Genomic DNA, 22,213 nt, shown 5'->3' with positions numbered 1-22,213 from the left:
CCTTGCCACAAATGTTAAATTTCCAAGTGGTATTCGCTAAAACGCAGTACACTAAGCAAAGTTTTTGGGCCAGCAGCGAATCTTTCAGTCATGGATATTTTTTCCGCCGCCGTAATGTTGTTTTTGATTATGGATCCTCTGGGCAATCTGCCCATATTTGCCTCTATTTTGCGGCATATCGATCCGAAAAAACGTCGTAAGGTGTTGATCCGTGAACTCCTGTTTGCGCTCGTCATCATGCTGATGTTCCTGTTTGCCGGTGAGGCCATTCTCAATTTCCTCAATCTGCGTTCCGAGTCTGTGAGTATCGCCGGGGGCATTATCCTGTTCCTGATTGCCATTAAGATGATTTTCCCAAGCCCCGGTGGTGTGACTGGCCTGCCAGCGGGCGAAGAGCCCTTTATTGTGCCCATGGCAATACCGCTGATGGCCGGCCCCTCGATTCTGGCGGCATTGATCCTGCTGGCCCACACCGACAGCAGCCGTATGTTGGACTGGACCATAGCTCTGGTGTCTGCCTGGGGCGTGAGTGCTTTTATTTTGATGTTTTATAAAGGCTTTACCCGAATTCTTGGTGAAAAGGGTCTTACCGCCGTTGAGCGTTTGATGGGCATGGTGCTGGTGATGATTTCGGTGCAGATGTTCCTCGATGGCGTGGCCAACTACCTCAATAAATCGGTCAGCTAAAACCCCTCCTTGCCAGTGGCAGGTGGGAATGCGATTATCTGGATATTGTATCCAGATAAATAAAACCTATGTATTCCTGCCTGTTACTTTGTGCCCTGGGGTTACCCGGGGTGGATCTTCTGCCTTATCAAGGTGTGCCTGACTCTGCAGAGTCCCGGGATGCTCGCGGTAATCTGAGTATTCCGGCTGTGTATACCGACAGGGGCGCCTGGCACGGTTTCCATTTGCCGGACGAGTGCCATGCGGGCAGTTTTCCCGGCCCGCTTATCATTGCCCAGGAGTACAGCCTGCATCTGGCTTCCGCCATTGAAGCGGTCAGCATTAGCCGGGACGGAACGCCTCTGCCTGGAGAGCAGGCCCAGCTTCAGACCCAGAGTCTGCCATGGGGTTTATTTCAGCGGCTGCGCTGGCCGGGGACTGAACTTGAAATGTCCCTCGAATACGTTAATAGCCGTACTGCCATAGTCACCACCAAGGTGAGCAATATTGGCACTGAGCCACAAACCCTGACGCTTGAGTGGCACGGTGCCCCCTTTGATACGCACAATTCACAGCCGCTTACCCGATCGTCGCAGTTACAGCAAACGGCATCCGGGCCCAGACTAAGCTGGTCACTGCTACCGGCAAGGGATACCTGGAATCGCCTTATCGATGGGGCCTCGTATCGGCTGGATTTTGAGGGTGCCCGGGAGGCCTCGCTGGAAGCTGACAAGGGCTATCGCGTAAAAACCGAAGTTCGACTGTTGGCAGGTGAGAGTCGCGATTACCGTACCGCCCACAGTTACTTCCATACAGCAGAGGAAGCCGTTGCCGGCAACTTGGTATGGGCAGATGTCGAGCCTGCAGTGAGCGATAATCGTGCGCGCTGGCAGCATCGCTTCGACCAGCTGGTACCTTCCGGTGACCCGGCACTCGACAGGGCTGCCGCCAAGGCCGTCATGACCCTCGCCCACAATTGGCGCTCTGCGGCAGGTGCATTGCAGCGGGATGCAGTTACGCCTTCCATCACCTACAAGTGGTTCAATGGTGTGTGGGCCTGGGACAGCTGGAAGCAGGCGGTGGCGCTGGCAAGATTCGATACGGCACTGGCAAAGTCGAATGTTGAGGCCATGTTCGACTATCAATTCAGCGCGGATGACCCTGTCAGACCCCAGGATGCCGGTAATCTTCCCGATGCCATTTTCTATAATCTGGGGCCTGAACGCGGTGGTGATGGCGGCAATTGGAACGAGCGTAATGGCAAACCGCCACTCGCTGCCTGGGCCGTCTGGGAGATATACGCTCGGGCGCCCGATCTGGATTTTATCAGGCGCATGTATCCCAAACTGGTGGCGTATCACAACTGGTGGTATCGCAACCGGGATCATAATGGCAACGGCCTGGCCGAATATGGTGCCAATGCCCATTCCGCTCATGTTCATCATGGCAAGGCCAACCCAAAAGCCATCCTTGAGGCTGCAGCATGGGAGTCGGGTATGGACAATGCGCCCCGATTTGATGAGCGCGACAGTCTCAAAGTACTCGAAAATCGCGCCGCCGATGGCCAACTGCTGGGGTATTCCCTGAGCCAGGAAAGCGTGGATCTCAATGCCTATCTTTTTGCGGAAAAGCACTTTTTGGCCAAGCTTGCCGATGCCCTTGGAGATGATGAAGTGGCCATTCGTTGGCGCTCTGAAGCAGATACATTGGGCGAACTGATTCGGGAGCAGATGTGGGATGGATCCACCGGGTTCTTTTATGACCTTGATAGCCTGACGGGTAAGCCCCTGCTCGGCAGCGGTAAAGGGGTTGAAGGCTGGATCCCGCTATGGGCCGGTGTCGCGACCCAGCAGCAGGCCAATGTGATGATAGAGCGCCAATTGTCGGTAGACACCTTTGGTACCCTGATCCCCTTTCCCACCGTGAGTGCCGACAACCAGGCTTTTGCGCCCAGCAAATACTGGCGCGGCCCTGTATGGCTGGATCAGCTGTATTTTGCGCTGGCAGGGCTGGAAAGATACGGTGCCGAAGATCTGGTCAAAGCCCTGGCGAAGCGGCTATTTGCCCGGGGTCAGGGAATATTGGACCAGTCACCGATACGGGAAAATTACCAGCCGCTGACGGGTGAGGGTCTCCATGCCACCAATTTCAGCTGGTCGGCATCGGTTATTTTACTGGCGCATCAACAATGGTTGGTTGAAGCGGCCGGGCAACCAACGCCATCTCAAGTAGAATTCACGAAGAAGTGAGTCTAAATTGCTGAATCTTCCCTGAATGGCTTGCAGATATCGGCCTGCGAGGATTGAGACAAATTGGGGGTGCTGTTAATGTTCTGTTCCCAAGCTGTTGCTTTGTTGGTTGTGCCCCTGGGTCTGTACTGCACCCGGACATGCCGGGGGGCAGCTACTAAAATTGGAACATTCCCTGATGTTTCGGGGTCGAAGTAAAAGGTCGTCACAGCCCGGCCGGAAAGGAAGGTTATCAATGGTCAAACGATTTAATACGCCCAAGCTCTGTGCCTTGGGGATTCTGCTGGCGCTGGCCGGTGGTCAGGCGCTGGCGGCGCCCGCCATGGGCTCACCGGCAGACAGTGGCGTTATCAATAAAGAGCGCGTGCTTTACTGGCTTATTAAGCGTGGCGAAATTGCCGAAGATGCCAGTGACGAAGCCAAAGCCGCTGCCGTGGCCGCCTTCGTGGCCCGGGCCAAATCGTCCACACCCGCGATGGAGCAAATCAAAGCTCAGGAGCAAAGCCTTGCCAGTAAGGCTCGCTATGCTCAAAAGCTGCGCAGCCAATACCTGCAGGTGGATGATGCCGATGTCACCAAAACCGTTAAGGTACTTGGTGTGTTGGTGGATTTTCCGGATCTGCCCTACAACGATAACCGTCTGACAGCCGGTGATACCGACATGTATTACACCAGCTATCCGGCGATTCATTATTCCCAGCTGCTGTTTTCTGCTTCGGGTTTTACCGGACCGTCCAATCAGACGTTGATTTCCGGGTTTCAATATTTCCAGCAGGCCTCCGGCAACACATTTTTCTTTACCGGTACCGTGCGTGACTGGGTGCGGGCAGACAACAACGCCGCTTACTATGGCGGTAACGACCCCAGCAACGAAGACAACGACAAGGCCGTGCCTGAGTTGGTACTGGAGGCTGTAACTAAGGCCGTTGTAGGGATGAGCGCCTCTGAGCTCGCCAGCTATGACGTGGAAGACCCATACGATATCAACGGTAACGGCAACCTCAACGAGCCAGACGGCATTATCGACCACATCATGCTGTTCCATTCCAGCATCGGTGAAGAGGCCGGTGGTGGCGTACTTGGCGCCGATGCCATTTGGTCTCACCGTTTTTTCCTCAAGAGCGATCCCTCTGCATATGGCAAGGCTATTCCTGGCACAAACCTGAGAGCTTATGGCTACACAGTGCAGCCAATAGATGCCGCTGCCGGGGTGTGCACCCACGAGTTTGGCCATGATCTTGGTCTTCCCGATGAATATGACTACGACCCAGACGGTGAGGGTTCACCTGTGGGCAGCTGGTCACTGATGTCCGGCGGCAGCTGGACAGGTGTGGTGGCCGGGTCTGAGCCGGTGGGCTTCAGTCCTTATGCGCGCTCGTTCCTGCAGCGCGAATACAAGGGAAAATGGGTTAAGGAACAGGAAATCAGCCTCGATAGCCTCAACTCTGCCGGTACCGATTTCAATCTGGTGGAAGGGGTCAATGCCAACGGGGTTAACCAGCTGTCACTTAAGGTGCCCAGCGAGCCACTGCCGTTCAAAGCGCCCTATGCCGGTGACTATCAGTACTACTCCAATCAGGGGCATAAGCTGAACAATGCCATGTCCTTCAACGTGACTCTGCCGGTGGTGGATTCCCTCACGTTGAAAATGCGCGCCCACTGGGATATCGAGTTCGACTTCGACTATATGCAGGTGCAGGTGGATGGTACGCCCATTCCGGGCAACCACACCAAGGCCACCAGTTATTACGAGGAAGGACGCAATGTTATTACCGGTAGCTCCGCCAATATTGCCGGAAACGAAGGTCCGAACCACTGGGTCGAACTGACATACGATCTCAGTGCTTACAAGGGCATGAGCAAGCAGATCAGCATAATGTACAAAACCGATGAGTTTGAAGGGGGATACGGTATTGCCATCGACAATCTGTCTATCGTGTCCAGCAGCGAGACCCTGTACAGCGACGATGCCGAAACCAGCGACAAGATGATGTTGGCAGGCTTTGTTCGCACCACGGATACCCGTCCGGGCAATGACCGCCGCTACCTGATCCAACTGCGCAGCCAAAACGGTATCGACAAGGGGCTGGCAAGCCACGGGTACAGTCCGGGTGTCGTGTTATGGTTTGAAAATTTCGATTACAGCGACAACAACACCACAGAGCACCCCGGCTATGGGCTGATTGGGGTGGTGGATGCGGATCAGAACCTGATTGGTACCCGTGGCACAGATGTGCAAATTCGCGATGCGGCCTTCAGTACCCGTCAGCAAACGGCCTATGCCGGTGATACCAACCTGGGTCCGGTGAATTTGTTCGATGATTCACTGGATTACAGTGCGCCGCTCAAGCCCCAGGCGGGGATGATTTTGCCTGAGCTCGGCCTGACCATGGAAGTTATCCAACTGGCCGCCAATAACAGCACCGCGACTGTACGACTGAAGAAACACGACGGCAGCGTGCCTGAGCCAACTGATCTCAAGGTCAGCATCGGCGTAACCTTCTCCGGTGCGACTGCGAACTTTACCAGCACTGTCACAGGTGGCGACGGTAACTACAGCTACTTCTGGGACTTTGGCAATGGTGCCAGCTCTACCCAGGCCAACCCAAGTTACACCTATGGCAATACAGGAACCTATGAGCTGAGCCTGACGGTGACCGATGGCAAAGGTGTTGGGGTGATTGTGACTCAGCAATTGTCGGTAACTGTACCCCTCACTGCGAGTTTCACTCAGAGCGTGAGCCAGTTGACCGTCAGTTTTACCAACAACAGCAGTGGTGGTGATGGAAACCTCAGCTACGCCTGGAGCTTCGGTGATGGTCAAAGCAGCACCGCTGCCTCACCAAGCCACACCTATACCGCCGCGGGCAGCTACACGGTGACCCTCACCGTGACCGATGGCAAGGGGGTTTCTGCTACCCGCAGCGCCAGCGTAACCGTTAGCGCACCGGCGGTGACGCCTTCAGACGGTGGTTCTGGTGGTGGTGGCAGCCTGGGCTGGTTAGCCATGCTGGCACTGGTTCTTGCCGGTATGGTAAGACGCAGACAAGCCTGAAGTAAAAAACGCCCCGTTTGGGGCGTTTTTTATTGAGGTCCGAGGATATAATCCATGGCAGCCGGGAGAAATATTTCGCTGACAATCAGCTCGTCACCCTCCCGCTCGAAGTAGCGACGACGGCCCCAAAGACGACCATGGACATTTTGTCCCAGGCTCTCGGCGAGGCGAGCCAGGGTGCCGCAGGAATGAAAACCGGCGATTTCGATTCGGCCCGGTGTGAAGAGGTCGCTGGAAAACAGGAGTTCTCCAAGGGGCCTGTCTCCCAGTGCGGTTAACTCATCTCCGCAGCGGGTCAGCAGGGCTTCTGGCACAATTGTTCGTGCGAACACCCAGGGAGTACCGTCGAGGATAAGCAACACTTCCCGCACCCAGGTATGGGGTAATTGGGGTTCACCGGGCAGGCCTGGCAGCATGGCTTCACCCAGGACCCGGACTTCAAACTGGCTGCAATGGGCTCTTAATCTGGCCGTCAGGCTGCCACTGGCAAGTAGCCAATCGGCAAGGGCACTGTCGGGCAACCTGTCCAGCTCATCCGGCGAATACCAACAAATGGATTCACCGTAAGGAAAACTGAGACTGGTCACACTCATGGGTTGCTCGCTACAATAGAAAATTACAACGGGCCAAGTCTATCATGTTGATGTGGCGGTCGATAGTTGCTGACCTGAGGCTTATTCGTCCATAAGGAGTTCTGGTTTTGATGAAGTACTTACTCACGCTGGTATTGCTGGTGATGTCTCTTGGAATGCCCTCCTGGGCAGAAGAGGAAAAAAAACTGGAAGAATATGCCTATTACGGCTTTGAGCCGGAAATAGTCACCAACTATATTTCCAACCGCAAAAAACTGGGCTTTGTGCGCATCAGCGTGGAGCTGATGGTGAAAAATCCCGATGACCTCATTCAAATTGAGCGCCACGACCCACTGCTCAGGGCGGCCATTATCGAAATTCTCGGTAACCAGCCAGAAGAGAAAATAAAGTCACTCACAGGCCGTGAAGAAATTCGCCGTGAATGCTACGCCGCCGTTAACCGACTCATTGAAGGTGAAACGGGCAAGGCTCTGATAGTCAACCTGCTTTTTACCCGCTACCTGTACGATTAAAGGCTAAAGGCGGCGCCGGATGGCGCCGTTTTTCTCTGTTATGACCACAAAAACGACCCAATCAAAAGGGCTGTCTAAGGGGCTGCATCCTGCCAATGCCCATCGCGATGGCTATGACTTTCCCGCGCTGGTGGCGAGTCATCCTCCGCTGAAACCCTTTGTGCGCCCCAATGCCTATGGCAATTTGTCCATCGACTTTGCCCGACCTGAGGCGGTGAAGGCGCTCAACTGTGCCTTATTGAAACATCACTATGGCATCAGCCACTGGGATATACCCAAGGGCTTCTTGTGCCCTCCAATCCCGGGCCGGGTAGATTACCTGCATTATCTTGAAGACCTGCTCAGGCAAACGCCGGGCGCCGATGGATTGCCACTGCTGGATATAGGCACGGGGGCCAATGGTATTTATGCGCTGCTGGCGGCAAGCCGTTTCCGCCGTGCCGTGGTGGCAACGGACATCGCCAGGGCCTCGCTCACCAATGTGGCGACCATACTCAAAGCCAATCCCGAGCTTGAGAAACTCATTAGTCTGCGTTTTCAAAGTAATGCCAGGCATATTCTGACCGGCGTAACCCAGACCAACGAGCGTTTTGCCGCTTGTGTCTGTAACCCGCCGTTTCATGCCAGTGCCGCCGAAGCGGCCTCGGGTACTAACCGTAAACTCGAAGGGTTGGCCAGGAGCCGTGGTCAGCGCCACGTCAGTGGGCAAGGCAAGCCACAGACACTCAATTTTGGTGGTCAGGATGCCGAGCTATGGTGCGATGGGGGTGAGCGCAGCTTTCTGCTGCGTCTGATAGACGAAAGCGCCCACCTGCCGGGTCTGTGTCTGTGGTTTACGACGCTGGTATCCAAAAACGATAATCTGCGTCCCTGCAAGCGGCGTTTGGAGCAGCGCGGCGCCAGTGAAATCAAGGTGATAGAAATGCAGCAGGGGCAAAAAATCACCCGGATACTGGCCTGGCGCTTTGAGTCTGTTGCCTGATTATTGTCCCTGAGACCAGAGCAGTTGCCCGGCACCACTTAAGTCGTAGCCACCCAGCATGGCCGCGACCTGGCGGGTGTCGGGTGCGGTAAGCATGCCCAGCAGTTGTTGTAACTGGCGGCGGAAATAGATGCCCTGCGACATCACAAAGTCAAAGGACTCGGTCAGCAGTGGCACGAAGGCCAGGCCGCTCTCTCTGGCCACCGCCTGGCAGCCAAAGCCAATATCGGCGTCTTCCCGGGCGATGTAGCCCGCCAGCTCCCGCTCACTCAATGCCGTAAAACGCACATCCAGTTCGGTGGCGGCTATGCCCCTTGTCATCAACCAATGTTCCAGATGCTGCTGGCTGCCGGCACCATTCTGACGTCTTACCCAACGCAGGGGCTGGGTAAAGAGTTCTGTCTGATCCTGCACCCTGTGATGCATTTCCGGCCTCACTATCAGCCCCTGTGCACGCTTGTAGCCGTGAACCAGTATCCATTGCTGGTGGTTTTGATAGCCTTTGAGCAGCCCGGTATGGCGGATGTTGCGCTCATCAAAGCTGCCCCAGTGCAGGGTGCAGACGTCGGCGTAACCCTTGGCGAGCAGCTCCAGCCCCAAACGTGAACCTGTGGCGCTGTAACTCACCAGTTCGCGACTGCCTACCTTGCCCATGAGTCTTGCAACCAGCATCGACAACAGAGGATCGTCACTGCCGGTGATAATCAGGCGATCGGTGAGCATGCCACTGTGGCACGAGTCCATTACCCATCTGTCAATAAGCACCTTTGGAAACAACCACTTGCCCGTTACCTTGGTGGCGGGCAAGATGCGGTCATTGGCCATGGCATAGACCTTTTTTTCATTGAGGTCCAAATACTCGGCCACCTGTTTGGCGCTCATGTACACCAGCTGCACTTCGTCGGTCATTATCCTTGTCCTTGTCCTTGTCCTTGTCCTTGTCCTGTCTTCCCTGGGGTTGCGTCAAAATCTATGGTCTCGGCGCCGTGATACACCAAAAAGTGCCGACCTTTCGCTCTGGCGATAAGGGTTATTCCGAGTTGTTGGGCGAGTTCCAGCCCCATTTGGGTCACGCCACTGCGTGACAGCAGCACGGGAATGCCCATTTTGGCCACCTTGATCACCATCTCTGAGGTCAGGCGACCTGTGGTATAGAAAATCTTGTCGCTGCCGACTTCGCCCTTGAGCCACATCTCACCGGCCAGCGTGTCTACCGCGTTGTGACGACCCACGTCCTCCACAAAGGAGCGTATCTGCTCACCTTCACACAGGCCGCAGCCGTGCACCGCACCGGCGTTTTTATAAGTGTCGTTGTAGTCGTTGATGTTACGCAGCAGCCCGTAAAGGGTGCTTTGTTTGAGGCTGGGCACCGGCAGTGTGATGTCGTCGAGACCAGCCATCAGATCGCCATAAACCGTGCCCTGACCGCAGCCGGTGGTCACGGTTTTTTCCGATAACTTTTTATCAAGGTCTTCGGTTTGCTCACGGGTGATGATGGCTGCCGAGCTGACCGCCCAATCCACAATCACAGACTCCAATTGTGCCAGGTCTTTAATAAATCCCTGATTTTTCATGTATCCCAGTGCCAGTGCTTCGGGGCGGGCGCCCAGGGTCATCAGGGTGACTATGGGACGCCAGTTAAGATACAGGGTCAGGGGGCGCTCGCAGGCAATCTGCTTGTCGAGCACGGCGCCTGTCTCGTCCACTGCAGTCACGGCAATGGTTAAGGGGGCCTCGGCACTGGTTTTGATAAAGCGGGTGTGGGGTTTTGCAGCCGTCATGGCGAACCTCAAAGGGAGAACTTGCCCTGATGCTTAGCAAGTATCGTACCCGTCCGGATTTTGTGATCCGCCACCGCAGTTTTTCCGACAGATTTTCCGTTGAGCGTGTTGTTATGTCCCACTTCATTATCGGCTTGGGACAAATTGTCCTATAAATACCAAGGATTTGATGATCCACTTCAAACTTCTCCAGCCCATCGGCTGGCACCCTTTTTGCAGTCTGGGGTTAAGAGCCGGTGCGGGCTCCCTGGCCGCACCCAACCCAGAGGAATGAGAAGATGCAACACACCCAAAGCGTTTGGCCCATGTATGTGTCGCTCAAAAAAGTGGAAAAACAGGTGGGACGATGGACTTCCACCACCTGGGAGCTGGATTCAGTTATTCCTGCCAGTCAGGCAGGCGAAGGAGAAGGAGAAGGGCAGTTGGTGCTGCTCGAGCTGTATTTGGACGAACGCGCGAGTTATCGCCTGAATCTGGATATGGATAACCCCATGCTTTACATCGTGTGTGATGAGTTGGCAGATGGCACCTGGGTGCCGGCCAGCATCAGTGCCGATCAAAACGTGGCTGCCGGGTGTCTGGAAGGTGATACCCCGGTGCTGAATATGGCCATGCCCGAAGCCGTGGCTTGCTGGATTGAAGCCTTTATCACCCGCCACGGTGAAGTGGAGATCAGCGCCCACCGCCGCAAACACGTTAACCGCCGCAAGGAACTGGCCGAAGCAAACGCCAGGAGGTCCTGATGAGCGATACTTCCCGCGGTTTTCTGGGACGCTGGCAAGCCCGGCGTGAAGCGGTAGCTGCCGAAGAAGCCGTTGAGCTTGCGAATACTCAAGAGCTTACCAACGCTGAGAGCACAGCTCCTGAGGCTGTGTCGACGGCTGACACTGCGCTCACCGATGAGTCAAAAGTGGCGGATACCCAAGCGGACTTAAGTACTGAGGCTGAAGCCGATGCCGAGCTGCCCGCTGAGCCCTTGCCGGATCCTGATTCCATCGAGGTGGGCGGCAGTTTTGCCCGCTTTATGTCGACCGATGTGGATCCTCTTACCCGCACGGCTGCCCTGCGCGCCTTGTGGAAGCAACCCCAGTACAACCATATCGATGGCCTGATTGAGTATGCACTCGACTATTCCAACCAGCCCAAGCTGAGCGCCGATGCCTCTATGGAGCTGGCGAAAAAGGTGTTCAGGCATGTGATGGAAGCCACCACCGAAGAGGAAGAACCTCAGGTCGCCGCAACATCGGCCCTTGGGGAAGAGGTGCTGGCCGATACGGCGGACAATTTGCCTGAGGAGCCAGAGCAGTTGTCCCAAAATGACCTGGAGGAAGTTACAGAGGCGGAGCACCCTGTCGCTCAGGGTCAGTTTAACCGAGTTTAATGTCCATAAAACTGGTATGTGAATTGCTGTAAATAGGGCGGTCAGGTGGCGCAAGTTGCGCAAAATAAACAGAAAAACACCGACCCTTACGTACAGAAACAGCCAAAGAACTGTTCAGGAACGCAACGTGAGCATGACAGAGACAACACGCAGGGCCAGACACGCGGATATTCGCAGTCAGGTATTGGCCCAAACCCGGATCCTCGGGAACCTGATTCCACCCACGGTGAGTTACTCCACCGAGGGACATGTCCTTATTCTTGGCGCAGAGGACTTGGCCCGTCTTGCCGCAGACAAGCTGTCTGCCATGGCGAGCCTGGTGATTCTGGCCACCGACGATATTTCCAGTCAGGACGAAGCACACCTCGAGCGGGTGATGAATGCTGCCCCCGATGTCGAGAGCTATTACAACAAGCTGGTGTCCATCAAGGGCTTTCTGGGGCAGTTTCAGGCCACGGTCGAGCAAAATGGCACCCAGGCACAGCTGTCCACCGTGGCGATTCGCCGCCCCCATTTCGACATAGTGCTCGACCTGTCCATTGAGCCCGCTATTCAGCTGGAACTGCTGCCACCGGGCTATTTTCATGTTGGCCAGGACGAAGCCAAACTGGCTGAGGCGTTGGCGAAAATCCCCGAACTGGTCGGCCAATTCGACAAACCCCGTTATGTGAAGGTGAATGCCGACCTGTGCGCCCACAATCGCAATGGGCTTAATGGTTGTAACCGCTGTCTCAATTTTTGCCCCGCTGATGCCATTCAAAGCGTGGAAAAGAAAATCGAAATCGACCCTTACCTGTGTCACGGTGCCGGCAGCTGTACCAATGCCTGTCCAACGGGGGCCATCAGCTACGATTTGCCCAACCCCCAGGCCCTGCACAGTTTCCTCAACAAACTGGTTTCACGTTTTCGAGACGAGGCCCTCGAAGCCCCGGTGATCCTGTTCCACGATCAGAATCAGGGCGCGGGACTCATCAATGACACCTTGCCCGGTGAGGTACTGCCGGTAGCACTGGAAGAAATTACCGTGGCCTCCATGGACCATTGGCTGGCTGCTCTGGCATGGGGTGCCCGCGAAGTGCTGGTGCTGAATACCCAGGCCACAGCGCCCACCTTGACTGCCATGCTCAAGGGCGAAATCGCACTGGCCTGCCGTATCTTGGCCGAAATGGGTCAGCCAGCGCGGGTGCGTTTGATTGACGAGGCTGAGCTGGCCGCGCTGACGCCGGCTCTGGATATCAGTCTGGATTGGCCTGTGACCGTGCCAGCCGCCTTTGGCGGTGGCAGTAAGCGCGACACCCTGTATGCCGCGATTGATCATCTCAACAGCCAGGCTGCCGACATCAACAGCATCATGCCCATGGGCAACATCCCCTTCGGCAAGGTCACAGTCGCCACAGATAACTGCACCCTGTGTATGTCCTGTGTGGCTATTTGTCCCACTGCTGCCCTCAAGGACGGTGGTGATGAGCCCAAGCTGCTGTTTACTGAACAAAACTGTGTGCAGTGTGGCCTCTGTGAAGCCGCCTGCCCAGAGAAGGTCATCAGCCTGGTGCCCCAGGTGAATTTTGATGCCCCAAGCCGCCAGGCGGCGCGGGTACTCAAGGAAGAAAAACCCTTTGAGTGTGTGCGCTGCGGCGCGCCCTTTGCGACCCAATCCATGGTGCACCGGATGCTGGATATGGTCGGCATGCACTCGGCATTTTCCGCCAACATCGAACGACTCAAGATGTGTGGCGATTGCCGCGTGAAAGACATGTTTGAAGACATCCTTCAAGATCCGGAAAAGCAACTGAGATAAGAGACGCGCTATGACCCAAGCTATTCGACAAGTATCAGAAAACGATCAGTTCCGGGCAGACATTTACCAGTTGTTGGCGGCCTTGCTGCGCCGTGCCCCTTCAGCCGAACTGCTGGCCTTTTTACAGGGCCTGGAAGTTGAGGATGAGCAGGATAACGACATGACCCGTGCCTGGGCAGCCATCAAGTTGGCCGCCGGTCAGTTCACTCCGGAGCAGCTGGAAGACGAGTACTTCGCCCTGTTTCTCGGCGTGGGCTGCGGTGAAATCCTGCCCTATGGCAGCTGGTTTATGACTGGCTCCCTGATGGATACGCCCCTGGCGCTTCTGCGCCAGGATCTGGCCCAGATGGGCTTTGAGCGTGAGGACAACGTCAAGGAGCCGGAAGATCACGTGGCAGCCCTGTGTGAAGTCATGGGCGTGCTTATCCTCGAAGCCCCCGGCTATCGCCAACTGGCCTTCTATCAGCGCCATATTGGCAGCTGGATAGACCGCTTCTGTGATGCCGTGGCCAAAGCGCCGAGTTCAGCCTTTTACGCCACGGTAGCCCAACTTGCCAAGGCATTTTTTGCCGTGGAAGCCAATGAGTTTGAACAGCTGAGCCTGGATATCCCGGTAAATTGCCCGGGCTCGGCCGAGATTGCCCCCGCCAGTCAGGAAGCGGTTGAAGTGCATTAATTCCGACAGGCAGGACAAGAAACCGGCGGCGAGAGCCGCCACAAAAAACTGCCCGGCCTCGGCCGGGTGCGATAACAACAAGGAGACAACATGAAGAAGCAAGCTTCCGAAATGAGTCGTCGCGAACTGCTCAAGGCTCTGGCCATTGGTGGTGGCGCCGTGGCTGCGGCCACAGTGGCCGGCAGCGCTACTGCAGCCCCAACCGAAGCCGCACCAGAAGCGCAAAGCGACAAGTACCGCGAGACTGAACATATCCGCAATTACTACGCCACCCTGCGCAACTGAGCCAGGTAACCTTTAACCAAGGAGATTAAGATGCGATTGACACGCACCTCCACCGAGGCCCGTCAGGCAGAAAAGCCCAGCCTCGGCATGAATCGCCGTCAGTTCCTCAAGTCAGCCGGTTTTGCCACCGGTGGTATCGCCGCCGCCTCCATGCTGGGTACTGGCATGATGCGCCGCGCCGAAGCCAAAGACGTGCCACACAATGCCCCTACCGAAGTGAAGCGTACCATCTGCTCTCACTGCTCTGTGGGTTGCGGTATCTACGCCGAAGTACAAAATGGCGTGTGGACGGGTCAGGAACCGGCTTTCGACCACCCCTTCAACCAGGGCGGCCACTGTGCCAAGGGTGCCTCTCTGCGTGAACACGGCCACGGTGAAAAGCGCCTCAAGTACCCAATGAAACTTGAAGGCGGCAAGTGGAAGAAACTCAGTTGGGATCAGGCCATCAACGAGATTGGCGACAAGATGCTCAGCATCCGTGAACAATCCGGCCCCGATTCCGTATATTTCATGGGTTCGGCCAAGTTCTCCAACGAACAATCTTATCTGTACCGCAAACTCGCGGCCATGTGGGGCACCAATAACGTCGACCACTCGGCCCGTATTTGTCACTCTACCACTGTAGCCGGTGTGGCCAACACCTGGGGCTATGGTGCGCAAACCAACTCCTTCAACGACATGCGCAACTCCAAGTGCATGCTGTTTATCGGCTCCAACCCAACCGAAGCGCACCCTGTTGCCATGCAGCACGTGCTCACCGGTAAAGAGCGCGGCGCCAAGATCATTGTGGTTGACCCACGTTTCACCCGTACTGCAGCCAAGTCTGACGAGTACGTGCATATCCGTCCCGGTACCGACATCCCCTTCATCTATGGTCTGCTGTGGCATATCTTCGAAAACGGCTGGCACGATGAAGCCTTTATCAAGTCACGTGTTTACGGCATGGAACGTATTCAGGACGAAGTGAAGCGCTGGACGCCGGAAGAAGTAGAACACGTGGTGGGTGTCTCCAAGGCACAGATGTACCGCGTAGCCAAGATGATGGCCGAACACAAGCCTGGCACCATCGTTTGGTGTATGGGTGGTACCCAGCACCACGTAGGTAATGCCAACACCCGCGCTTACTGTATTCTGCAGTTGGCACTGGGCAACATGGGCGTGTCCGGTGGCGGTACCAATATTTTCCGTGGTCACGATAACGTACAGGGCGCCACTGACTTTGGTCTGCTGTTCGACAACCTGCCTGGCTACTATGGCCTGACTTCCGGTGCCTGGGCGCACTGGAGCAATGTGTGGGATCTGGATCCTGCTTGGGTATCCGGCCGCTTCGATCAGGGCGAGTACCTCGGCAAGCAGCCACAAACCACGGCGGGTATTCCCTGTTCCCGCTGGCACGATGGTGTGCTGGAAGACAAGACCAAGATTGCCCAGAAAGACAACATTCGTCTGGCATTCTTCTGGGGCCAGTCAGTCAACACCGAAACCCGTGGCCGTGAAGTGCGTGAAGCACTGAACAAGATGGACACTGTGGTAGTGGTTGACCCATTCCCAACCATGGCCGGTGTTATGCACCAGCGCACCGATGGTGTGTATCTGCTGCCTGCCGCCACCCAGTTTGAGACCTATGGTTCTGTGACTGCCTCCAACCGCTCACTGCAATGGCGCGATAAGGTCATTGAGCCGCTGTTCGAATCACTGCCTGACCACGTGATCATGTACAAGCTGGCCAAGAAGTGGGGCGTGGAAAAAGAATTCTGTAAGCACATCCAGGTCAACGGTGATGAGCCGCTGGTGGAAGATGTGACCCGCGAATTCAACCGCGGCATGTGGACCATTGGTTACACAGGCCAGAGCCCTGAGCGTCTGAAGATGCACCAGCAAAACTGGGGTACCTTCGATGTGAACAGCCTCGAAGCACCCGGTGGCCCAGCCAAGGGTGAAACCTATGGTCTGCCATGGCCATGTTGGGGTACAGCCGAGATGAAGCATCCCGGTACCCAAATCCTCTACCGTACCGACCGTGAAGTGCGCTTCGGTGGTGGTAACTTCCGTGCCCGCTTCGGTGTGGAGCATGAAGGCAATAACATTCTGGCGGAAGGCACCTACTCCAAGGGCTCTGAAATTCAGGACGGTTACCCCGAGTTTACCGCTGACATGCTCAAGCAGCTCGGCTGGTGGGATGACCTGACCGAAGAAGAGAAGAAATACGCCGAAGGCAAGAACTGGAAGACCGACGTATCCGGCGGTATCCAGCGCGTTGCCATCAAGCACGGTTGTATTCCTTACGGTAACGCCAAGGCCCGTTGTATCGTGTGGAACTTCCCGGACGATATCCCGCTGCACCGTGAGCCGCTGTACACCCCACGTCGTGATTTGGTTGCCAAGTATCCAACCTATGACGACCGCATGGTTCACCGTCTGCCAACCCTGTACAAGTCAATCCAGGAGAAGGACTTCTCCAAGGACTTCCCACTGGCATTGACCTCTGGTCGCTTGGTGGAATACGAAGGTGGTGGTGAAGAGACCCGCTCCAACCCATGGCTGGCAGAGCTGCAGCAGGAGATGTTTATCGAAATCAACCCTGGTGATGCCGCTGACCGTGGTATCCGCGATGGTGATGACGTGAAGGTTCATGGCCCGGAAGGCGCCGTGATCACCGTTAAAGCCATGGTGACCCCAAGGGTGATTGCCGGTGAATGCTTTATGCCATATCACTTTGCGGGCATCTTTGAAGGTGAGAGCTTGGTTAAGAATTACCCTGAAGGCACAGTGCCTTACATCCAGGGTGAGTCTGCCAACACTGTACTGACCTATGGTTATGACCCTGTGACCCAAATGCAGGAAACCAAGTCCAGTCTGTGCCAAATCACTAAAGCCTGACCGTAACTTGATGAGGAGAAAGCCATTATGGCAGTCATGAAATTTCTGTGTGACACCAAGCGCTGCATCGAGTGTAACGGTTGTGTCACCGCTTGTAAGAACGAAAACGACTCCGCCCTCGAGTGGGGTATTCAGCGTCGCCGTGTAGTCACCATCCGTGATGGTGAACCCGGCGAGGCCTCAATCTCGGTTGCCTGTATGCACTGTACCGACGCGCCCTGTATGGCGGTGTGTCCGGCGAACTGCTTCTACAAAACCGACGACGGTATAGTGCTGCACAACAAAGATACCTGTATCGGTTGTGGCTACTGCTTCTACGCCTGTCCGTTCGGTGCGCCGCAGTTCCCGAAAAAGACCGCCTTTGGCAGTCGCGGCAAGATGGACAAGTGCACCTTCTGCGCCGGTGGTCCAGAGGAGAACTTCTCTGACGCTGAGCGTAAGAAGTACGGTGCCAACCGTATCGCCGAAGGCAAGCTGCCCATGTGCGCCGAGCTGTGCGCCACCAAGGCCCTGCTCGCCGGTGATGCAGATGTCGTATCCAGCATCTACCGTGAGCGTATGGCTGCCCGCGGCAATCCCAACGTGATCTGGGGCTACAACCCTCAGACAGGTGAGATTAACTGAGGCCAAGCTGTGGCAACAGAGCGTCATCATTGAGCACTGTTGCCGCTATAGGAGTGAAAATGTTATCCAAAACGTTTAACAAGTCACTGCAGCAGCTCTGGTCTGTGGCCTTGTTGGCGATGGCTCTGGTGCTGGGATCCGTTTCGGGTGCCTGGGCCGCCGATGAGCAATCCAGTCAACAACAGGCAGCGCAAACCAGCGATGCCGATCTGTGGCGTGCGGTAAAGGCCGGTGAATCCGGTTATACCACCGCCCAGGGCGTTGAGGCAGGCGTGCTGATCAACGTGGCCGGTAATCAGGGTAAGGAAGTCCGCAACCAGTATCTGACCCCCGTCATGGGCTTTGCCGTGGTGGGTGTGTTCGGTGCCTTCCTGCTGTTCTATCTGGTCAACGGCCCCTCGAAGCTGCATCACGGCTTCTCGGGCAAGCTGGTGGCCCGTTGGAGCAAGGCGGATCTGACTATCCACTGGGTGATGGCCATTGCCTGTTTGTTGCTGATCTTCACCGGCTTAACCATCATGCTGGGGCGCCATGTGCTCGAACCTTATGTGGGCTCGGGTTTGTGGGCATCGCTCATCTATGGCAGTAAAACAGTGCACGACTTTGCCGGGCCTGTATTTATGCTGGCCTGGGTAGTGTGTGTGGTGAAGTGGATGCCGCTGCAAACCTTCAAGCTGTATGACCTGAAATGGTTCCTGCTGGTGGGTGGCTACATCAACTTCGGCCCCTTCAAGGGCAAGCACCCCGACAGTGGTTTTGCCAATGCCGGTGAAAAGATGTGGTTCTGGACCCTGACCATCTTCGGTCTGTTTATCAGCGTGACCGGGGTGATGCTGGTGTTGCCCGGCCTGGATCTGCCGCGGGAAGCCTCAATGGCGGCCCTGCTGATCCACGCCATCAGTGCCATCATCATTATCGCTTTCACCATAGTCCACATCTGGATGGCGACTGTGCTCAGTGAAGGTGGTATGGAGTGTATGAAGTCCGGTTACTGTGATGAAAACTGGGCCATTCAACACCACAACCTTTGGTACGACGAAATCAAGGCTAATGGCAGCTTGAAATACAAGGACTGATGTATAGTCCAATGTTGAAAAAGGCCCAGTATTGACTGGGCCTTTTTGCACAATCGGCACCACAACATTTGGTACGACGAAATAAAAGCTAATGGCAGCCTGAAATACAAGGACTGATGTATAGTCCAATGTTGAAAAAGGCCCAGTGTTGACTGGGCCTTTTTGTGTCTCCAAGGCGCGATATCACCACGCCTGCTGAGCGCGTGTAACTTCACACCCAATCAAACCGCTGGCCACTCATTTCTGCTGTGCTCTCCCATCTTATCCATCTCACAGCCAATACAGACTTTTAATGGCTCTCAAGCCCCACAAAAAATTCACAAATTTAACTATTTTGCATTTTTGTATCAAAGGGTTACCTGCTCGCTTTTTTGTTGATTTCTTGCGTCTGTTAACAGAACGCGATTCCTGACTACTGCGCCAGGCCACAACACTGCGCCAGATCAAGTCTGTGTCTCACGCGCGCGGCTACAGTGGCGGCGCAAATTACCTAACTCACTAATAAAAGTGAGTTTTACAACAATAATCATGCTTTTTGTTAACAGGGTGGGTCAGCCCGGCTGATCAATTCAGGAGTCAATATGAAAACAACCCCCAACAGCGCAGAGCGCCGGGCGTTTCTCAAGACCATGGCCATGGGCAGTGTTGCCGGTGTAGCCGTGGCCACTTGTGGCAGCGCCGTGGCACAGCCACTCGAGTCTGCGTCTGCCCAGTCCAAGGGCTATCGCGAGACAGAGCATGTCCGCCGTTATTACGCCAGCTTACGCGGCGAGTAAAAGGAGTCTGTAATGAAACTTACCCGTACCTCAGACGTGGCCGCCAAGGTCGAGGCCAAGCCGCTGGGCATGAGTCGCCGTCAATTTATGAAAACGGCCGGTATTGCCACCGGTGGCATCGCAGCCGCCTCCATGCTTGGTACCGGCATGATGCGCCGCGCCGAGGCCAAAGATGTGCCCTACAATGCGCCGATTGAAATTAAGCGCACCATTTGCAGTGCCTGCGCCGTGGGTTGTGGCCTGTATGCCGAAGTGCAAAATGGCGTCTGGACCGGTCAGGAGCCTGCATTCGATCACCCCTTCAACGCCGGTGGTCACTGTGCCAAGGGTGCTGCGTTGCGTGAGCACGGCCATGGTGAAAAACGCCTCAAGTATCCGATGAAGCTCGAAGGCGGCAAGTGGAAACGTATCAGCTGGGAGCAGGCGATTAACGAAGTGGGCGACAAGATGCTCAGCATTCGTCAGGAGTCAGGCCCGGATTCTGTGTACTTCATGGGATCGGCCAAGTTCTCCAACGAAGGCTGCTATATGTACCGCAAACTCGCGGCCATGTGGGGCACCAACAACGTCGACCACTCGGCCCGTATTTGTCACTCTACCACTGTAGCCGGTGTGGCCAACACCTGGGGCTATGGTGCGCAAACCAACTCTTTCAACGACATTCAGAATGCCCGTGCCATCTTCTTTATCGGCGCCAACCCTGCCGAGGCGCACCCTGTGTCCATGCAGCACATTCTGACTGCCAAAGAGCGCAACAACGCCAAGATCATCGTGGTCGACCCGCGCTTCTCCCGCACGGCAGCCCACGCCGACCTGCACGTGGGCATTCGCCCCGGTACCGATATTCCCTTTATTTACGGCATGTTGTGGCACATTTTTGAAAACGGCTGGGAAGACAAAACCTTTATCGACCAGCGCGTATTTGGCATGGACAAAATCCGCGAAGAAGCCAAAAAGTTCCCGCCAAAAGAAGTGGCCGATATCACAGGTGTGTCTGAAGAGGCCATCTATCAGGCCGCCAAGCTGATGGCCGATAACCGCCCCGGCACCGTGGTTTGGTGTATGGGTGGTACCCAGCACCACGTGGGTAATGCCAACACCCGTGCCTACAGTATTCTGCAGCTGGCGCTGGGCAACATGGGCGTTTCCGGTGGTGGTACCAACATCTTCCGTGGTCACGACAACGTACAGGGCGCCACCGACCTGGGCCTGCTGTTTGACAACCTGCCCGGTTACTACGGCCTGACCAGCGCCGCCTGGCAGCACTGGACCCACGTGTGGGATCTGGATCTGGAATGGGTCAAGGGTCGTTTCGACCATGGCACTTACCTGGGTCGCGAGCCCATGACCACCCCCGGTATTCCGTGCTCCCGCTGGCACGACGGTGTGCTGGAAGACAAGGCCAAGCTGGCTCAGAAAGACAATATCCGTCTGGCGTTTTTCTGGGGGCAGTCGGTTAACACCGAAACCCGTCAGCGCGAAGTGCGTGATGCACTGGACAAGATGGACACAGTGGTTGTGGTTGACCCCTTCCCAACCATGGCCGGTGTTATGCACCGCCGTAAAGATGGCGTCTATCTGCTGCCTGCCGCGACCCAGTTTGAGACCCGTGGTTCCATCTCCAACTCAGGCCGCTCCATCCAGTGGCGTGAACAGGTTATTGAGCCGCTGTTCGAGTCCAAGACCGACATCGAAATCATGTACCGTCTGGCGGAAAAGCTGGGTATTGCCGAGCAATACACCAAGCGCATCAGCAAAGAAAATGGCGTGCCGCTGATTGAAGACATCACCCGCGAAATCAACCGCGGCATGTGGACCATCGGTATGACAGGCCAGAGCCCAGAGCGTATCAAGGCCCACACCATGAACTGGGGCACCTTCTCGCAGAAGAGCCTCGAAGCCGAAGGCGGCCCATGCAAGGGCGAAACCTACGGTCTGCCATGGCCATGTTGGGGTACGCCCGAGATGAAACACCCAGGCACCCAAATTCTCTATAACACAAGCAAACATGTGAAAGACGGCGGCGGTAACTTCCGCGCCCGTTATGGCGTTGAGTATCAGGGTCAAAACCTGCTGGCCGAGGGCTCGTTCTCCAAGGGGGCTGAGATTGAAGACGGTTACCCTGAATTTACCGCCGACATGCTCAAGCAACTGGGCTGGTGGGACGACCTGACCGCGGCCGAAAAAGCTGAGGCCGAAGGCAGGAACTGGAAGACGGATCTGTCCGGCGGCATCGTGCGTGTTGCCATCAAGCACGGCTGTATTCCTTTCGGTAATGCCCGTGCCCGCTGTGTGGTGTGGACCTTCCCCGATGCCGTGCCTGTGCACCGTGAGCCGCTGTACACTGCCCGTCGCGATCTGGTGGCCAAGTACCCCACCTACGACGACATGCAGGTGCACCGTCTGCCTACCCTGTACAAGTCGATTCAGGAAAAAGACTTCAGCGGCAGCTATCCGCTGGTGCTCACCTCCGGTCGTTTGGTGGAGTACGAGGGTGGCGGCGAAGAATCCCGCTCCAACCCTTGGCTGGCCGAGCTGCAGCAGGAGATGTTTGTGGAAATCAACCCGGGCGACGCTGCCGACCGGGGTATTCGCAACAATGACAATGTCTGGCTGGAAGGCCCAGAGGGTGGCCGCATCCTCATCAAGGCACTGGTGACACCCAGAGTGAAACCCGGCGTGACCTTTATGCCTTACCACTTCGCCGGTGTGATGCATGGCGAGAGTTTGGCCCCCAACTATCCGGAAGGCACCGTGCCCTACGTCATCGGTGAATCCGCCAATACGGCCCTGACCTATGGCTACGACCCTGTGACTCAAATGCAGGAAACCAAGTCGAGCCTGTGTCAGATAGTCAAGGCCTGAGCGCGGTAATCGAG

The 22,213-nt window shown here is 55.9% G+C and carries 18 protein-coding genes; 15 read left to right on the top strand and 3 right to left on the bottom strand.

The genetic code is table 11. The features are described from left to right. Positions 1–90 precede the first annotated feature (90 nt). From K0H79_RS19035 to K0H79_RS19025, 3 genes are all read left to right on the top strand, one after another. Positions 91–687, top strand: a complete 597-nt coding sequence (locus tag K0H79_RS19035) for a YhgN family NAAT transporter (RefSeq protein WP_011761732.1) — start codon at positions 91–93, stop codon at positions 685–687. A 68-nt stretch (positions 688–755) separates the two neighbouring features. Next, the gene (locus tag K0H79_RS19030) at positions 756–2,915 is read left to right on the top strand and encodes an MGH1-like glycoside hydrolase domain-containing protein (RefSeq protein WP_220076886.1); all 2,160 of its coding nucleotides are present in this window, start codon (positions 756–758) and stop codon (positions 2,913–2,915) included. Positions 2,916–3,150: 235 nt separating this feature from the next. Then, a complete protein-coding gene (locus tag K0H79_RS19025) occupies positions 3,151–5,970 on the top strand; it encodes an immune inhibitor A domain-containing protein (protein WP_220076885.1) in 2,820 nt (939 codons plus the stop codon). Between the two features lie 29 nt (positions 5,971–5,999). On the opposite strand, the gene K0H79_RS19020 is transcribed toward K0H79_RS19025, so the two are convergent. Further along, positions 6,000–6,563 (bottom strand): chorismate lyase, encoded by a 564-nt coding sequence (locus K0H79_RS19020; RefSeq protein WP_220076884.1) that lies wholly within the window; start codon positions 6,561–6,563, stop codon positions 6,000–6,002. Between the two features lie 143 nt (positions 6,564–6,706). Here K0H79_RS19020 and K0H79_RS19015 point away from each other — a divergent pair, with 143 nt between their 5' ends. Then, positions 6,707–7,075, top strand: a complete 369-nt coding sequence (locus K0H79_RS19015; protein ID WP_408733402.1) for a flagellar basal body-associated protein FliL — start codon at positions 6,707–6,709, stop codon at positions 7,073–7,075. A 40-nt stretch (positions 7,076–7,115) separates the two neighbouring features. Next, complete coding sequence (gene rlmF, locus K0H79_RS19010; RefSeq protein WP_258405440.1) at positions 7,116–8,057, top strand: 23S rRNA (adenine(1618)-N(6))-methyltransferase RlmF; 942 nt, start codon at positions 7,116–7,118, stop codon at positions 8,055–8,057. Here rlmF and K0H79_RS19005 read toward each other — a convergent pair whose 3' ends face one another. Together K0H79_RS19005 and K0H79_RS19000 are read right to left on the bottom strand one after the other, a co-directional pair. Further along, the gene (locus tag K0H79_RS19005) at positions 8,058–8,966 is read right to left on the bottom strand and encodes a helix-turn-helix transcriptional regulator (RefSeq protein ID WP_220066170.1); all 909 of its coding nucleotides are present in this window, start codon (positions 8,964–8,966) and stop codon (positions 8,058–8,060) included. Continuing rightward, on the bottom strand, positions 8,966–9,838 hold the full coding sequence (locus tag K0H79_RS19000) for a formate dehydrogenase accessory sulfurtransferase FdhD (RefSeq protein WP_220076882.1): 873 nt from the start codon (positions 9,836–9,838) through the stop codon (positions 8,966–8,968). Before K0H79_RS19000 ends, K0H79_RS19005 begins: the two co-directional genes overlap by 1 nt. A 278-nt stretch (positions 9,839–10,116) precedes the next feature. On the opposite strand from K0H79_RS19000, the gene K0H79_RS18995 reads away from it, so the two are divergent. The 10 genes from K0H79_RS18995 (at position 10,117) to K0H79_RS18950 (ending at position 22,199) form a co-directional block, all read left to right on the top strand. Then, positions 10,117–10,581 carry a DUF3305 domain-containing protein gene (locus tag K0H79_RS18995; protein ID WP_220076881.1) on the top strand — a complete coding sequence of 155 codons (465 nt, stop codon included), beginning with the start codon at positions 10,117–10,119 and terminating at the stop codon, positions 10,579–10,581. Further along, a complete protein-coding gene (locus K0H79_RS18990; protein ID WP_220076880.1) occupies positions 10,581–11,219 on the top strand; it encodes a DUF3306 domain-containing protein in 639 nt (212 codons plus the stop codon). The genes K0H79_RS18995 and K0H79_RS18990 overlap by 1 nt, the downstream gene beginning before the upstream one ends. A gap of 133 nt (positions 11,220–11,352) precedes the next feature. Next, on the top strand, positions 11,353–13,017 hold the full coding sequence (locus K0H79_RS18985) for a 4Fe-4S binding protein (RefSeq protein WP_220076879.1): 1,665 nt from the start codon (positions 11,353–11,355) through the stop codon (positions 13,015–13,017). 10 nt (positions 13,018–13,027) lie between these two features. Beyond that, positions 13,028–13,693, top strand: coding sequence for a molecular chaperone (locus K0H79_RS18980; protein WP_220066165.1), 666 nt, complete (start codon positions 13,028–13,030; stop codon positions 13,691–13,693). A gap of 90 nt (positions 13,694–13,783) precedes the next feature. Next, entirely contained in the window at positions 13,784–13,978 is a 195-nt protein-coding gene (locus K0H79_RS18975) for a twin-arginine translocation signal domain-containing protein (protein WP_220066164.1), read from the top strand. A gap of 30 nt (positions 13,979–14,008) precedes the next feature. Next, positions 14,009–16,858 (top strand): formate dehydrogenase subunit alpha, encoded by a 2,850-nt coding sequence (locus K0H79_RS18970; protein ID WP_220066163.1) that lies wholly within the window; start codon positions 14,009–14,011, stop codon positions 16,856–16,858. 27 nt (positions 16,859–16,885) lie between these two features. Further along, the gene (gene fdh3B / locus K0H79_RS18965; RefSeq protein WP_220066162.1) at positions 16,886–17,482 is read left to right on the top strand and encodes a formate dehydrogenase FDH3 subunit beta; all 597 of its coding nucleotides are present in this window, start codon (positions 16,886–16,888) and stop codon (positions 17,480–17,482) included. A 59-nt stretch (positions 17,483–17,541) separates the two neighbouring features. Then, positions 17,542–18,558 (top strand): formate dehydrogenase subunit gamma, encoded by a 1,017-nt coding sequence (locus tag K0H79_RS18960; RefSeq protein WP_220066161.1) that lies wholly within the window; start codon positions 17,542–17,544, stop codon positions 18,556–18,558. Between the two features lie 581 nt (positions 18,559–19,139). Further along, the gene (locus tag K0H79_RS18955; RefSeq protein WP_220066160.1) at positions 19,140–19,334 is read left to right on the top strand and encodes a formate dehydrogenase; all 195 of its coding nucleotides are present in this window, start codon (positions 19,140–19,142) and stop codon (positions 19,332–19,334) included. A 12-nt stretch (positions 19,335–19,346) separates the two neighbouring features. Beyond that, positions 19,347–22,199 (top strand): molybdopterin-dependent oxidoreductase, encoded by a 2,853-nt coding sequence (locus K0H79_RS18950; protein ID WP_220076878.1) that lies wholly within the window; start codon positions 19,347–19,349, stop codon positions 22,197–22,199. Positions 22,200–22,213: the final 14 nt, after the last annotated feature.

This window comes from Shewanella sp. FJAT-52076 (assembly GCF_019457455.1).
GTDB lineage: Bacteria > Pseudomonadota > Gammaproteobacteria > Enterobacterales > Shewanellaceae > Shewanella > Shewanella zhangzhouensis.
This window is presented reverse-complemented; position numbering and strand designations above follow the sequence as displayed.

Coding starts and splice junctions, on each gene's coding strand:
- K0H79_RS19035 (WP_011761732.1), top strand. CDS start 91: ATGGATATTTTTTCCGCCGCCGTAATGTTGTTTTTGATTATGGATCCT.
- K0H79_RS19030 (WP_220076886.1), top strand. CDS start 756: ATGTATTCCTGCCTGTTACTTTGTGCCCTGGGGTTACCCGGGGTGGAT.
- K0H79_RS19025 (WP_220076885.1), top strand. CDS start 3,151: ATGGTCAAACGATTTAATACGCCCAAGCTCTGTGCCTTGGGGATTCTG.
- K0H79_RS19020 (WP_220076884.1), bottom strand. CDS start 6,563: ATGAGTGTGACCAGTCTCAGTTTTCCTTACGGTGAATCCATTTGTTGG.
- K0H79_RS19015 (WP_408733402.1), top strand. CDS start 6,707: ATGTCTCTTGGAATGCCCTCCTGGGCAGAAGAGGAAAAAAAACTGGAA.
- rlmF (WP_258405440.1), top strand. CDS start 7,116: ATGACCACAAAAACGACCCAATCAAAAGGGCTGTCTAAGGGGCTGCAT.
- K0H79_RS19005 (WP_220066170.1), bottom strand. CDS start 8,966: ATGACCGACGAAGTGCAGCTGGTGTACATGAGCGCCAAACAGGTGGCC.
- K0H79_RS19000 (WP_220076882.1), bottom strand. CDS start 9,838: ATGACGGCTGCAAAACCCCACACCCGCTTTATCAAAACCAGTGCCGAG.
- K0H79_RS18995 (WP_220076881.1), top strand. CDS start 10,117: ATGCAACACACCCAAAGCGTTTGGCCCATGTATGTGTCGCTCAAAAAA.
- K0H79_RS18990 (WP_220076880.1), top strand. CDS start 10,581: ATGAGCGATACTTCCCGCGGTTTTCTGGGACGCTGGCAAGCCCGGCGT.
- K0H79_RS18985 (WP_220076879.1), top strand. CDS start 11,353: ATGACAGAGACAACACGCAGGGCCAGACACGCGGATATTCGCAGTCAG.
- K0H79_RS18980 (WP_220066165.1), top strand. CDS start 13,028: ATGACCCAAGCTATTCGACAAGTATCAGAAAACGATCAGTTCCGGGCA.
- K0H79_RS18975 (WP_220066164.1), top strand. CDS start 13,784: ATGAAGAAGCAAGCTTCCGAAATGAGTCGTCGCGAACTGCTCAAGGCT.
- K0H79_RS18970 (WP_220066163.1), top strand. CDS start 14,009: ATGCGATTGACACGCACCTCCACCGAGGCCCGTCAGGCAGAAAAGCCC.
- fdh3B (WP_220066162.1), top strand. CDS start 16,886: ATGGCAGTCATGAAATTTCTGTGTGACACCAAGCGCTGCATCGAGTGT.
- K0H79_RS18960 (WP_220066161.1), top strand. CDS start 17,542: ATGTTATCCAAAACGTTTAACAAGTCACTGCAGCAGCTCTGGTCTGTG.
- K0H79_RS18955 (WP_220066160.1), top strand. CDS start 19,140: ATGAAAACAACCCCCAACAGCGCAGAGCGCCGGGCGTTTCTCAAGACC.
- K0H79_RS18950 (WP_220076878.1), top strand. CDS start 19,347: ATGAAACTTACCCGTACCTCAGACGTGGCCGCCAAGGTCGAGGCCAAG.